This window comes from Ravibacter arvi (assembly GCF_039540405.1).
In the GTDB taxonomy this organism is placed as follows: Bacteria; Bacteroidota; Bacteroidia; order Cytophagales; family Spirosomataceae; genus Ravibacter; species Ravibacter arvi.
This window is the reverse complement of record NZ_BAABEY010000036.1, coordinates 516996-531754: the sequence shown is the minus strand read 5'-3', so window position 1 is coordinate 531754 and position 14759 is coordinate 516996. Positions and strand designations below refer to the sequence as shown.

General features: G+C 50.9%; 10 protein-coding genes. 4 read left to right on the top strand and 6 right to left on the bottom strand.

The window, feature by feature from the left end:
- Position 1 precedes the first annotated feature (1 nt).
- The 6 genes from ABD852_RS21870 to ABD852_RS21845 all read right to left on the bottom strand — a co-directional run bounded on the left by ABD852_RS21870 (position 2) and on the right by ABD852_RS21845 (position 11410).
- Positions 2–2020: an FAD-dependent oxidoreductase gene (locus tag ABD852_RS21870; protein WP_425568829.1), complete on the bottom strand. Its 2019-nt coding sequence runs from the start codon at positions 2018–2020 to the stop codon at positions 2–4.
- A 68-nt stretch (positions 2021–2088) separates the two neighbouring features.
- A complete protein-coding gene (locus ABD852_RS21865) occupies positions 2089–4155 on the bottom strand; it encodes an FAD-dependent oxidoreductase (protein WP_345032833.1) in 2067 nt (688 codons plus the stop codon).
- Positions 4156–4254: 99 nt separating this feature from the next.
- Positions 4255–5928: a RagB/SusD family nutrient uptake outer membrane protein gene (locus tag ABD852_RS21860; RefSeq protein ID WP_345032830.1), complete on the bottom strand. Its 1674-nt coding sequence runs from the start codon at positions 5926–5928 to the stop codon at positions 4255–4257.
- A 19-nt stretch (positions 5929–5947) separates the two neighbouring features.
- On the bottom strand, positions 5948–9319 hold the full coding sequence (locus ABD852_RS21855) for a TonB-dependent receptor (RefSeq protein WP_345032829.1): 3372 nt from the start codon (positions 9317–9319) through the stop codon (positions 5948–5950).
- A 205-nt stretch (positions 9320–9524) separates the two neighbouring features.
- On the bottom strand, positions 9525–10661 hold the full coding sequence (locus ABD852_RS21850) for a FecR family protein (RefSeq protein WP_345032826.1): 1137 nt from the start codon (positions 10659–10661) through the stop codon (positions 9525–9527).
- 155 nt (positions 10662–10816) lie between these two features.
- Entirely contained in the window at positions 10817–11410 is a 594-nt protein-coding gene (locus ABD852_RS21845) for an RNA polymerase sigma factor (RefSeq protein ID WP_345032824.1), read from the bottom strand.
- A 228-nt stretch (positions 11411–11638) separates the two neighbouring features.
- Between ABD852_RS21845 and ABD852_RS21840 the strand changes: the two genes are divergently transcribed.
- The 4 genes from ABD852_RS21840 to ABD852_RS21825 all read left to right on the top strand — a co-directional run bounded on the left by ABD852_RS21840 (position 11639) and on the right by ABD852_RS21825 (position 14749).
- Entirely contained in the window at positions 11639–12313 is a 675-nt protein-coding gene (locus ABD852_RS21840; protein WP_345032821.1) for a hypothetical protein, read from the top strand.
- A 138-nt stretch (positions 12314–12451) separates the two neighbouring features.
- Positions 12452–13303: a sugar phosphate isomerase/epimerase family protein gene (locus tag ABD852_RS21835; protein ID WP_345032819.1), complete on the top strand. Its 852-nt coding sequence runs from the start codon at positions 12452–12454 to the stop codon at positions 13301–13303.
- Between the two features lie 3 nt (positions 13304–13306).
- Positions 13307–13966, top strand: a complete 660-nt coding sequence (locus tag ABD852_RS21830) for a bifunctional 4-hydroxy-2-oxoglutarate aldolase/2-dehydro-3-deoxy-phosphogluconate aldolase (RefSeq protein WP_345032817.1) — start codon at positions 13307–13309, stop codon at positions 13964–13966.
- A gap of 138 nt (positions 13967–14104) precedes the next feature.
- Entirely contained in the window at positions 14105–14749 is a 645-nt protein-coding gene (locus ABD852_RS21825; protein ID WP_345032815.1) for a hypothetical protein, read from the top strand.
- Positions 14750–14759 lie beyond the last annotated feature (10 nt).

Genomic DNA, 14759 nt, shown 5'->3' with positions numbered 1-14759 from the left:
GTCAAAACTCAGGGACGAGCAATACTGCGTCAGCCACTATGACTCCGTTTGCCGTTTTGCTGCTTACTTCCACATAGGTTTGTTTCCCGGAAGAAAGGTCAAACGAACCTACGGGGAACCACTCCCCGGAGGTTTGCCCGATCACCGCCAGCGACTCCGTGTCAAGCACTAACTCATGCTTTTTCGCTCCGTCGTGTACCGAAAAAGGTATTTCCCTGGCCAGTCCCTTAATCTTGGAAACATAGGCGTACAGCTTGTAGCGCCCGCTTTTCTTAATAGCAGCGTTGTACCTGATGGTATTGTCCTCCTGACCGCCTCCTTCTGCAGTAAAATATCCGTGACCGAAACCGCCCCGCTTCACTTCCTTCCAGCTCCCCGTTGTATTCACCAGGGCCTTGTCGCTGTTGTCAACAAGAATTTCGGCTGTGCTTCCATCTGCACGGGGGTTCTCTCGCAGCTCCTTCTGCAATGCGGCTACGGGCACTTTCTGAACAGAAGTTTTTCCATCAATCGCCATAACAGCCGCAACGGCCGAAGACTGGGCGAGCACCATAAACACCGGCTCCATACGGATAGATCCATAGGCAATGTGCGAAGCAGAAAGGCAAACCGGTACCAGCAGGTTCTGGCACTCCGCCTCTTTCGGCGTAAGCGAGCGGTAGGCAATCGGGTAGGGACCAAAGCCACCTACTTCCACGTTACCTTCGTTCTTTGCCATTCCGTTCACGACCACCCGCTGGCAATTGTGCGAATCCATGGTGTAGGCGGCAATGCCAACTCCGTCCGGGACAATCTCCTTACTTTCGCAGTTGGCCTGGGTCATTACATAGTCCCCCACCATCCGCCGCGCTTCGCGGATATATAGCTGCGGGCTCCAGTTCCCGGAGTCGGTATACTCGTCTTTCGGATAGCCCCACTTGCGCATTTCGTTCCGGAGCGCTTCGGGCACCCGCGGATCGTTACCGAGAAAGTACAGCAGCCCTTTTGTATAGTCCTCGTGCGCCTTTATGATTTTCGCCCGTTCCTCGTAAGTACCATCGGGATAGTTGTAATTGGCGCCGATCATATCGGTCGAAAACCCGTTCCTGTTATTGATATCTGTTTTATTATTGGGCATATGGCTCCAAATCAGATAGTCGTTCAACTTCACTTTCCCGGGCTGATGGGCCATTAACCTGGCGAGCAGCTCGAAATGTGCCGGGTCGTAATTGTCCGGGCGGGTTATGGGCAAACTGTTATCAGGGTCTGAAGAAAGACAAATGCGGTAATTGTAGGCCTGCACCTTTTTATCGCCGGTGCCGTCCTTCTCCAGCTCTCCCTTTGCTACCCCCCACACCAGGCCGCTTGCCGGATCCCCCGGTTTTACGTACGGATCAATGCCATCGGGAAACTGGTGCCCCTTCATGAATTGAACGCCGTTGATGGTCTCACCATATTGCTTATTGGCTTCACGGCCGACGGTATAGGAAACTCCGGCCCGCGCCATCAGGTCGCCTTCATAGCTACAGTCTATGAACATTTTCCCCTTTACCTCCAGGTTAGTGGCGGCAGTCGGTTGTTTGCTGCTTTCCACTACAATAGAGCGGATCCTGGCGCCGTTTTTCCGGGCTGAGACAATGCGGTGATGATAAAGCACCTTGATACCAACCTCATCGAGATACTCCTGGAGGTACTTCTTGGCGACACTGGGTTCAAAGGTCCATTGTTCAAAACGACCGTAGTGCTTCCCGATTTTCCTATAAAAATCATGGGAAAGGCCCGTTATGGCGTACTTGTTGCCGATGTCGGTATAGCCCAGCCCCCCGGAAGTCATTCCCCCCAAATGCCCGCCTGCTTCGATCAAAACAACCGACTTCCCCATTTTTTTTGCGGTATAAGCCGCAATTACGCCGGCAGAAGTCGCTCCGTAAACCACCACATCGGCTTCTGAAGCAGCGGTAGTTTTTTGGGCGACAGGCGTGAAAGCGCCCGACATCAGCACACAAAAAAGAGAAAGTAAAAAGATTGAAATTTTTCCCATAATTACCTTATTAGATACCTGAATATAAACGGTTTAAAAGATGCCAGAACCGAAGAGCGGCCGGAGCTCTACCGGACAGGCCGCCAGATAAGCGCGTCGGCAACTACATCCTTCGAATTACCCTTACCTAAAACGGTAACACTGGCGCTTTTTCCCTTTTGTACGTTGTATTTCCCCAATGAAATCCAGTCACCTGACGGCAGGCCCAGCTCCTGAACCTCACCGGTCTTAATATTCACTTCTTTTTCTCCCGTCGCCGTAGTCACTTTCACGGCAATCTCGTCAGCAAGGCGGTCAAAATTGGAGAAGTACATGAAAATTTCATATTCACCATCCCGGCTCACTTCGGGCGTATAGCGTACAAAATCTGCTGCGTCGGCTTTTGCCTGCAGCTCCAGGTGTGACCGACCGTAACCACCGCGTTTTTCCAGCCAGTTTCCTGATTTCTCGACCCATTGCGGATGGTCATTGTCAACCAGGATTTCAGGTTGGCTTCCGTCCGCCAACGGGTTTTCCAAAAGACTTGCCTGTAATTTTTTTACATCAATGTCCTGGACGGACACCCCGCCGTCAATGGCCATTGCTGCGGCAACCGCTGAAGTCTGTCCCAGCACCATAAACACCGGCTCCATGCGGATGGAACCGAAAGCGATGTGCGAAGCCGAAAGACAAATGGGGACAAAAAGGTTACTGCATTCGCTCTTTTTAGGCACAATAGACCGGTAACTGATCGGATAAGGAACGCCCAACCCGATTTGCACATCTCCTTCATTCTTCACCATTCCATTCACAACAATACGCTGACAATTGTGCGAGTCCATTCCGTAGGCCGCCATCCCGATACCGTCTTCCACGACTTCCCTGCCCTGGCAATGGTGCTGGGTCATCACCAGGTCACTCACCATCCTGCGCGCCTCCCGCACATAAAGCTGGGGTGAAAAGCCGCCGTGATCTTTGAATTCATCTTTTGTATACCCCCAGGTTCCCATGTCTTTTCTGACATGTTCAGGCACGCGCGAATCGTTTGCCATGAAATAAAGCAGGCCTTTCGTATAAATCTCATGTTCTTTCCAGATACGGGCACGGGTAGCATAGTCTGCCTCGGGGTAATCATAATTAGCGCCGATCATATCGGTCGAAAAGCCGCCGAAATTATTGGCATCCGTTTTTCCGTTCGGCATAGCTTTGATCAGGTAGTTACCGGAATGGTTAACCACGATACGCCCGCCGGCCAGCGTATCTCTCGTATAGCTGCTGCTGACAGTCGTCCAGGTCTCTTTTTCAAGGATTCTCAACAACAATTCATAGTGCGTCGAATCATATCCCTCGGGTTTGGTGAACGGAATCTTGTTGGCAGCGTCCTGGGTAAGACAAAGCCTGAAATTATATGCTTGTACCAGTTTGTCTCCGCTACCGGCCGGAGCGAGCGTTCCGTCAGCCACGCCCCATAACAACCCGCTTTCAGGCTTTCCCTTCACCTTGTAAGGGTCTACGCCGTCGGGCAGCTGGTGGTAAAGCGACATCTGAACGCCGTTGTAGGTTTCACCGTACTGCTCGTTGCTTTCCCGGCCTACGGTGTAGCTCACCCCGGCTTTTGCCAAAAGATCACCTTCGTAGGTAGCGTCGATAAACATTTTTGCCTTGATGGCACGATCCGTTGAAGCGTCAGGCGATTCAGCGTTTTCAACCACGATTTCCGTAATCCGGTCGCCTTCTTTTTTTACCTCCTTCAGACGGTGAAGTTTCACTATTTCGAGATCGGCTTTCCGGATGTAGTCGTCATAAACCTGTTGCGCCACATGGGGTTCAAACGTCCATTGCTCGAACTTGCCGTAATGCGCCCCAATTCTCCTGTAAAAATCTTTAGCCAGCCCCGTGACCGCGTATTTGTTGCCAATGTCTGTGGCGCCGAGGCCCCCGGTAGTGAGCCCGCCAAGGTGGTTGCCGGCTTCAATTACCAGCACCGACTTCCCCAACTGCTTGGCTGTATAACCGGCGATAATCCCGGCAGAGGTGCCGCCATATACTACAATGTCATATTCATTTGCTTTGCTGCCTTTTCCACACCCCACTACACCGAACAACGAGACCAGGCAAAACAAGGCCCCTACTGACAAAACCAAAATTTTCTTCATACTAAAAACGTTTCAGGGTTTAATGATGCAGAACTGCAACTTGAAAGATGGGCTAAATTAGCCCGGAACCGTCGATCCCGGGCTAACAAGAACAAGATATTAGTAATTTGGATTCTGCCCAAGCAGTTTATTGACTTCGGCCTCCAGGCGCGGGATCGGCCATACGTAATCCCGGTCTTTACGGAAGCTCCTCACTTCAATCACCCGCATAGCGGCCCTGTTGCCGACATTGCTGTAATTGGGAGTTCCGTTTTCATCAATAGCAGGCGCATTGGTCAGGAAAGCATTCCGCACGCGTCCGAGGAGCGGGCCATTCATTACCTGTTCCCCGATTCCCCACCGGCGGATATCGAATAACCGAAGCCCTTCGCCCGCAAATTCGTACTTACGCTCTTTGCGGACTATGGAGCGGAGCTCTGCCTGGGTCTTGCCGGCCTTGATGGCAGGCATCTCTACGCTTTTCCGTCCACGAACGGCGTTGATCGCGTCGTACACGCTCTGATCAATCTTGTTCGCCTCAATCCGGGCCTCTGCATAATTGAGCAGCACCTCGGCATAACGGAACATAATGATATCCAGGTCACTGTTGTTGATATCCGGATAATCGGCCGGATCGGTATACTTCCGCCAGAGGTACCCTGAGAAAGTAGCGTATGCATGTGTCGCTTCGGTGTTTTGCACCCGCCGGGCCGGTGTCGTCGAAAGGTCCCACGTCATGAGGCTGTCAGGGTGCGTTTCAAAAATATACTTTTCAAAACGCGTCTGCGGCAGCACGATGGTGTAATTGAGCCTCGGGTCACGGTTAGCAAAGGGCTTCTTCGGATCAAACAGAGGCGATTTGTCGATGTTAAGGCCATCGGTACACTCGTACGAGTCGATCAGTGCCTGAACCGGGATTTTGTTGGAATGCCCCAATGACATACGCGAACCGAAGAAACGGGGGTAGGAGTGAACTTTATAACCTTTCAGGTATTGCACGGAAAGAATGATTTCGCGCGAGTCCTGGCCGGCATACCTGAACAGCTCCGCATAGTTCTGATGCAGGGTATAGGTCCCCATTTTGATCAGCTCATCGGCAGCTTCGGCGGCCACATCCCAACGTCCGTTATAGAGTGCAATACGCGACTTCAATGCCAGCGCCGCACCCTTGCTGACCAGCCCTTTATTGGACGCACCGGTTTCGGTAAGCAGGTCGCCCTGAATTGCTGTCAGCTCCGACAGAATGAAGTCGGTAATTTCGGCTTTCGTGCTTCTTGCCAGTTGAGAATCATTCAGCGTAAGCGGTTTTATAACCAGGGGAACGCCGCCAAATCCCTCGTTCAGGAGCGAATAATAAAAGGCGCGCAGGAAGCGTATTTCCGCAAGCTGCCGCTTGTACTTGGCCTCCGGGACCAATGCGGCCAAAGGTTCGGCCTTGGCCAGGATGTAGTTCACCCGCCCGATTCCGCGATAGAAGTGGCTCCAGAAACTGGATGCCCAGGTATTGTCGGAATTGGCGCTACCCATGCCCATGTACTGCAGCTGGCTGGTGTTGCGGTCCCAGCCAATATCAGTAGCGGCATCCATAAGGGGGAAAAACGGGCCGGCCACATCTCCCGAACCGTCATACCAGAGCGAGTTGTACACGCTTGTCACAGCCATGTCAAACTCCGCTTCGGTGCGCAGGAAAGTTTCGTCGGAAGGATTGTCGAGCGGATACCGCTCGAGATAATCCTGGCAGGACGACAGTGTCAACACACCTAAAATCAGCAATATATATTTAGAAGACTTCATATTTGGACAGAAAATCAGATTAGAACCGAACGTCAAGACCAACCGTAAACACCTTCATTTGCGGGTACCAACCGGCATTCCCTACCGGCGCCTCCACGTCGAAGCCCGGATAAAACTTATCGAAGGTCAGCAGGTTCTGGCCGCTGGTATAAAGGCGCAGCTTTTGAACCCGCCCTTTCAGCCACTCCTGCGGGAAATTGTACCCAAGCTGAAGGTTTTTCAGCCTCAGGTAAGAAGCACTTCTCAGCCAGAACGACGAATTCTGGATGTTGTTTGCTTCATTAAATGCCAACCGCGGGAACTCAGCACCGGTGTTGTCAGGCCGCCAGCTATTACGCTGATATTCCTGGATGGTGCTTCCTTCATAGAAAGGCATAATACCATGTCCTGTCAGCATACCGTCGGCCTTACCTACCCCCTGGAAGAAAATTGAGAGATCAAAGCCTTTGTAACCCAGGTCAATGTTGGTGCTGTAAGTATACCTCGGAATATTGCTGCCGATCACGCGCTGATCCTGGTTATTGATCTTTCCGTCGTTATTGAGATCCAGGTAACGAATGTCTCCGGCGGCAACATTACCGAATTGGGTAGCATGCTCCGATACTTCGGCTGCAGTCTGGAAGAAGCCGTCTGCCACATAGCCGTAGAACGCCTGGATTGGCGAACCTTCGTTGTTCACCTGGCGGTCTGAACGGGAAACGCCACGCATGTCGACCACTTTGTTTTTCACATCAGACAGGTTCATCGCTACGCTGTAGGTAAAGTCGCCGGCTTTGTTCCGGTAGGAAGCCGTCAGGTCCCATCCTTTGTTGTCGACAATCCCGGCGTTCTGGAAAGGCGCAGTCAGACCAATCATGGTAGGCACGTCGAGTCTCAAAAGGATATCGGTTGTCCGGCGCTGGTAGTACTCAAAAGAGAAATTGAAATTGTTCCACAAGGCAAGGTCCAGTCCGATGTTGGAAACAGTCGTAGTTTCCCACTTGATGTTCGAGTTAGCCAACTCACTAAGCGCAGAACCAGTCACCAGGGAGTTGCCAATGACGTAGTTACTGTTTCCGATGCCGACAAAGGCAGCAAATGGGTAGAGAATAGGCGTTTTATTATCGTCCACGAGGTTCTGGTTTCCGAGTTTACCCCAGGATGCCCGGAGCTTCAAATCGGTCACGGTCGACGACAAGGACTTCATGAAAGGCTCCTCAATGATACGCCACCCGGCTGAAAAAGATGGAAAAAGCGCATATTTGTTTCCTTTGCCAAATCGGGACGAGCCGTCATAGCGGGCATTGGCCTCGAAAAGATATTTCTCTTTGAAATTGTAATTCACCCGACCAAAAAACGACCGAAGCGCCCAATGCTTGGCAGTTCCGCCGGTCATTTCATTTAACCGGTTCCCAGAATTGATCTCCTCGTAGTCAGGCAGGAGGAATACCTCGCGATAAGCCGACAGGAGCCGGTCAGTTTGGTCTTCCTGCTGATAACCGGCGAGCACATTCAGATTGTGAACCTGATTGAACGATTTATCCACTGCAATGGTAGCACGCAGGTTATTGTACCAGCTTCTGTCCATCTGCTCCCGCAGGTTATTCCGCACCGGGGTGGCATAGCTCGGTGTTCCGTCCCAACGATAGGTCTGCAGGGTATTTACAAATTTCTTGACATAAGGAAGGCCGAACTTGGGAGAATACATTACACTTCCTGTCAACCAGTCGGTCGGCTTATACTTCAGGCTAAGGTTAATAATCGAGCTGATTTCGTTCTCGCGGGCGAGACCGCCGTCCCTTGCTTTCCCGAGGGGATGATCGCCGTTCCAGCCCTCGCCGTACTGCCCCGTAGACAGTACACCTGCCTGATTGGAAGGAATGCGGCGCATCCAGTGAAAAATGTACGCAGTTCCTACAGACGGTTCCGTCAGGTCACGGCGCTGAAGGAAAATATCCATCGACGTGCTCAGCTTGTCCGTTATTTTAGCGTCGGTATTCACCCGAAGGTTATAACGTTTGAAATTGGTATTGGGAATAATCCCGTCCTGGTCAAAATAACTCAGCGAACCCAGAACTTTCAAACGATCAGTACCACCTGTTACCCCCACATAGTGGCTTTGCATGAACCCGTTTTGCGTCATGGTAAGCTTTTGCCAGTCGGTGTCGGGGAACTGGTCCCGGTCTCCGGGCCCTTTGGTGATATAGTCCTGGATTTGCTGATCGGTATAGAGAGCGCTTCTCCCGGTATTGGTGTACGCCTCATTGATCAGCTTCATGTGATCGAGGCCGTTTACGATCTTGGGCATATCGGTAGGGCTCTGCCAACCCGTATAAGCGTTGTAGTTTACGCTGAAGCCTTTTTCGTTCCCTCTTTTGGTAGTGATCAGGATAACGCCGTTTGCCGCGCGAGAACCGTAAATGGCGGCCGATGATGCGTCTTTAAGCACAGAAATATTCTCGATTTCGTTGGGATCCACGCTATTAATGTTCGCTTCTACCCCATCCACGATAACCAAAGGGTCGGAGTCACCGGTTGTTCCGACACCCCTGATCCGGAGGTTGCTATTGTCTCTTCCGGGTTGTCCTGACCGTTGGGTCACGGTAAGCCCCGGAACTGTACCCTGCAGCGCCGATGAAGCCTGTCCTACCGGACGGCGTGTCAGCTGATCCCCATTTACAACCGATACTGATCCGGTCAGGTTAACCTTCTTCTGGGTGCCATAACCCACTACCACGATTTCGGAAAGCGACTTTACATCTACTTTCAGCACCACATCCAGCACCGATTCGGGCCCCACCACGATCTCCTTTGACTCATATCCGACAAAGCTGAAAACGAGGTTACTGGGGGTTTCAGGAACTTCTATTTGAAAAGTACCATCGATATTAGAAGTAGTTCCCGTTTGCGTGCCCTTTACAAGAATACTTACGCCGGGAAGCGGCTCTCCGCTCTCGTCCTTTATGGTACCGCGTATGGTCCGGTCCGGGATTGAAAACGGATTATTCCGCAGGTTCAGCCGCAGCTCCTCGCTCCGGACCCCCTGCGTTACCGACTTCTGAAGAATAATTTGCCTGCCCACGAGTTTGTACCGCACACCACTGCTGCGGAAAACCTGGTCCAGTATATCTGAAAGCGGTTGGTTAACAGCGTTTACAGTCACCTTTTGTCTCGATGGAATAATCGCGGAACTGTACGTGAAACGTACGTTAGCAATCCTTTGCAACTGAATCAACACTTGCCTCAGATCCCTGTTTTCGGCCCGAATCGTCAGCTTTTGGCTGAGCGCATTCTGCGCGTCCACCGGGCGGGCCAGGCTGCTCCCCACAAATGCAAGGCCCAGCAGGATTTGAAACATCGAAATTCTCATAAGACTTCGCAGGAGACGCATTGCTCCCTGGTTTTTTTCCATATTTTTGATCGTTTTTGTTAAAATCATTGAAAGATTGAAGGCAAAAATCCCCCTGTCACCAATTAATTGGTGTCCACTCGTCGAACATTGGAAGGGGCAGGAGCTAGTGGTGCTGCAATCACCATTAGCTCATTTTTTTTAAAAATCGTAGGTTTTTCTCAATAGGCGTTTGGTTTATACGTATAACGATAAGGCTTAATTCCCCTCAGTAACTGGTGCAATCGATCCCGGTCACTATTATTTTTCCGTTCTCAGGCCGGTAGGTCGCCCCAACTGCCTGGCAAATGGTGTTAATCCGTTCCAACAGGGATTCTTCCCTGAAATAGGTCGTAATCGGGCACTTGCGCGAAGCGTCTTCATCAAATTCGATTTCCATGCCGTAGGTTTTTTCCAGCGCATGAAAAACGTCGGCAATTGACGTATCGTCAAAAATAAGCTCCTGCACCAAATCCTGCCTGCCGGGTGAAAGCCCGCTTTTTAGCCCCGACTTCTTCAATTTCAACGTTTGCCGGTTCATGATGGCTTCCTCGTGCGGCACCAGCACCAGACCCGCCCGCTCATCCGTAATCCGCTTTGAGGTGACGTCTTCAAAATCGGACGCTCGGAAAACCGAAACCCGACCGGATGTCACACTGACCCTGACCTCGTGATCGTTTTGAAGCGCCCGAACCCTGAAGCTCGTGCCCAGCACTTTCACAACCGTTTCCCGGGCAAATACTAAAAAAGGTTTTTCGGGATTCGGAGTGATTTCGAAAAAAGCATCACCTACAAGCTCTACCTTTCGCTGAGCGCCGTCAAACCGGCCCGGGAATTTCAACACCCCGCCCGGGAACAACGTAACCACACTGCTGTCATTCAACATCAGCGTCAGGTTGGCGCCTGTTTTATTTTCTCTTATTACCAAACCGGCTCCGGCTTCTTCTTCAGCCCGGATCAATCCGCCGGTTGCGAACGTATCTTTGCCCGGAGAATCAGCAGAAAAGGGCCCGTTCAGCCGAAGTATACCTATTGCAAGCCCACCGGCAACAAGCAAACCGGCCGCAGCCCACCACCAGCTTACGCGCTTCCCTATCTTGCGGTCGGTCCTCCCGGTGCGGTCCAGCCTCTTTTGCTCCAGACGGCTCAGGCGAAGTTCAACTTCCTCGTCCGAAACGGGCTCGTCATATTTCTCCGTCACTGCGAGCACCAAAAGGCGCGCCCGCTGGTAACGCAATTCATGCGCTGGAGATAAAGCCCGCCATTGGTTCCAGAATTGAACCGCATGTTCATCAGGATTAAGAATTACCTGCTTAAAACGTGGATCGCCGGCCAGGTCTTCAACATCGAAATTCGGATCTTTCATTCGTACGCTTACCTGCGTTTGCTTAGCAAAAGTTATTTACTCCCATACCTACACAGGTAGGGTCTGCGATTCCGGGTTTCATACCCAAAATCCCACAATTATTTTTCAATAAAATATTATTATTATCTTATCTCTCTGATTTACAAGAGCATACCCTAAAGCAAAATCCAGAAAAAAAGCGATATTATCCATTTGCTCCTGATGTCCTTGATGGTACGATGAAGCAGGTTAGCTACACTCTGGCGGGTGAGCCCCATGACCTCCGAAATCTCATCGAACTCAAGGTTTTGATAGAACCGCAGGTAGATAATTTCCTGCTGCCGTTTGGTGAGATCACCCAGAAGGCTTTTGAGATGATTTATTTTTTCGCGCTCGGCTTCTGTAGAAACGATTTCAAGCTCAATCGGATGGTATTCGCCACGGCCGAATTCCAGGTCTTCAGGTTCCTTAAAACGCCGCAGTTTAATGCTCTCCTTGATAATCTTATTCCGGACAGCCTTGAGCAGGTAGGACTTGACAAAAACGGCATCGCCGAGAAATCGCCTTCTTTCCCATAATTCGAGGAAAAGCTCCTGGATGCAATCGGCCACAAAATCTTTATCGCGGCTGAGCTTCATCCCATAATTGGCCAGAACCCGGTAGTAGGTTTCGGTCAAAGCACGAAAAGCCCCCTCATCGCCTGCTCTAAACCGATCCCAAAGCAAACTGTGCTGCCTTTGCTCTAATGTCGGGTCACGGGGTTCGTCCAAAGCGATGTAAACTTATATTCATCCAATTCCATTAGGAAATGTCAATACAAAACTAACCAATAGGGCAAAATTCAACAAAACTGGCGCGGGTTTTCCGTAAACGATATACCGGGCAAGCTTCGTTATAAAAGTTGATTTTTCTCAAAATCAGGAAAATACTGCCTAATATTGAGCTTCGATCGCACCACGGAGCCGGGTAAAGATCACCTTTATGCCTAACCCATGAAAATGCCTCACTACTTCCGGATCGTTACCGCCACCTTGTTTTGCCTGGTTTCACTCTCGGCGAGTTCGGGGCAAAGTGCGGGCGATACAACCGGCTTGCTAAAGGTCCATCTTGATATGCGCACGTCGCTTTCCCAAAACCGGCGGCTGCGAATGGGTGGGACCAGCGTGGGCTGGGAATGGGGCAAGAAAAGGGATGAAATTACGGTAGGCTACTACTGGACAGGCAAGAGAGGAAGAAATGACGTGATGGGGCTACGGAATTTCGATCTCCCGTTTCAACTGCCCGCGGGAACCAGCACCGACATTCGATTTGTCAGCCTGGGCTATTGGCTGACTCTCCACGACTGGCGGCGATGGAAGCTTTCAAGCCCTATAGAAGCCGGACTTGGCCGGGCAAAATTCACAGCGCCGTTTGAATCCGGTACCGGGCATACAGAACGAATGAGAATCTTTCCGCTTCAATTAGCCATGTACGGGGAATGGAAAGCAACCCGCTGGCTCGGAACGGGACTTCAGGCAGGCTATCGCTACTATTTCAACAACCATGGCATCGCTTCACTCAAGCCGGTTAGCGGTATGTATTACCGGATTCGGGTTCTTGTCTATATGCAGACTTTCTACGACTGGCGGAATCACATTTTCAGGAAAGAACCATTAAAATCGCCATTCTACTGAGATGCCGCCCGGCCCCCCAACCTCAGGCCTCACACCTTACCCCTCACCCCCATTTCTCAAACCCGCTATTTAATTGTATTTTGCAGTCAAAAAGAATTATTTTTATCTGACGCAATCCACCTAATTCAATAACATCGTATGCGACGTTTCTTTCTTACCCTGCTAACCGCCGGCACGCTGGCCTGCACCGGGCTGATGGCTCAAAAAGGGAAAGCTCCATTTACGGGCGAAATCGGTCTGCAAACCTATACTTTCCGCAACGGCTTTCCCCAGGGAGTAGAAGCCACGCTCGATACCATCAAATCTCTGGGTTTCGTGGAGCTCGAAGCCAATCCACCGAAGGGTGTAACGCATGCCGAATTCCGGAAAATGACAGACGCCCGCGGCTTGAAGATCGTCGGAACCGGGGCCGACTATAATGAAATCGTGAAAGACCCGATGGCTGTTGTTCAAAACGCCAGGACTCTGGGGGCCAAATTCGTGATGGTAGCCTCCATTCCTCACAAGGGCCCGTTTAAGCTCGACGACGCCATGCGGGCCGCAGAAGATTTCAACCGGGTCGGAAAAGTTTTGAAAGAAAACGGCATCACTTTCTGCTACCACAACCACGGATTTGAATTCACGCCGCATGGCACGGGTACGCTGTTCGACTACATGGTAGAAAATACCAACCCCGAATATGTTTCCTTTGAACTGGACATTCTCTGGGCGATCCACCCCGGCGCAGATCCGGCCGAATTACTCAAAAAGTACGGAAGCCGTTTCAAGCTGATGCACCTCAAAGACCTGAAGAAGGGGGTGAAAGGTGATTTGTCAGGGTCGACGCCAAAGACCAACGATGTAGCATTGGGTACCGGCCAGGCCAAATTCCCTGCTATTATGCGGGCCGCCGAGGCAGCCGGTATCAGGCATTACTTTATTGAAGATGAAAGCCCGAGCTATATGCAGCAAATCCCTAAATCGGTTGCGTATCTGAACGGGTTGAAATAACTTATGAAATTGTCACAAGGTTCCTTTTCCTGGGCGCTTCTCGAACAGATGCCGATTGTCGGCATTGTCAGGAACATAGCGCCCGAATCAGTATTCAGCATCGTTCCCGGGTTTCTTTCGGCCGGCCTGACTACCCTGGAAGTTACCATGAACACCCCCGGTGCAGCTGAGATGATATCTCAGTTAAGGCACGAGTACCAGGGGCGCCTAAATGTAGGGGCGGGAACGGTCAGGAACCTGTATGACCTTGAGCTGGCCATACAGGCGGGCGCCACTTTTATTGTCACACCCATTATCGACGAACAGGTAGTCAAAGAGTGCGTACGGTCCGACGTCCCGGTCTTCCCGGGCGCCTATACGCCCACGGAAATTTACCGCGCCTGGAGCTGGGGGGCGTCGGTAGTGAAAGTATTCCCCGCTACAGCTCTCGGGGCCGGGTATTTCAAAGATGTGCTCGCCCCCCTGAACGAAATAAAACTAATGCCTACGGGTGGGGTATCGCTTGATACCCTCCCCGGTTTTTTCCATGCCGGCGCCACAGCCTACGGGATCGGCAGCCCTTTGTTTGACAAGACGCTAATTGACCGTAAAGATTGGACCGGGCTTCAGGCGCATTTTGAAAAATTCTCTGCGCTGATTGCCAAACTGAGAAGGGGGGAGTAAACAAAGTCTGCGTTTACGTCCCTTTTAATTACCCGTAACCGACCGCTTTCATTTTTTTTGCGATAGTTGCAGCAAAATTGCAACGCACACCCCCTCATCCGGTGTCATGTAGATGTATCTCCGATTTGACCGGTTTCTATGAGATTTCGAGTATTGTTTCTTCTGAGCATTGCCCTGCTGGTAATTTCCTGCGGGGATAGTGAAGTAGCTGCAGTAGAAAAACCCAAAATAAACAAGGCGGAATTACTTGCCAGGCTGACTGCCAGTGAAAGATTCTGGAGAGTCGAATATATAATCGAGGTCAAAGGTAGGGACAGCACTCACCTGGTTAATCCAGGAGATACGCTCGATCCAATGACTTGGTACGGTTACGCCTACCAATTTTTGGATACACAAGTATCATTGGAAATAGTAAGTTTTGGATTGTGGGGAAAACAGGACCACCACGACCAACAAAAAGTGTCGATCGGAACTATGTATAATAAAGAACACAGGGGACAATGGTTTTGGGACGAGACCGGGCAGACGATTCAACTTTCCAATGTCTTTCGGCACAACACACTGAATGGATACCTCGATACAAATCATCCACCCACTTGTAAAAATGCGCAGGAAGCGAAGGCGTTGGGATACCCTGAAAGAATAAAATTTATTATGTACCCGGAAGGGAATCAGAATTCAGAAATATCATACGTCTATTGTATGCGCGCAATGTGGGCTCTTGAGCGTCTGACCAATGGTAGCACTCATGGAGTACCAAAGTCGTTTCGGGTTTTACATTAATATTCTCGAT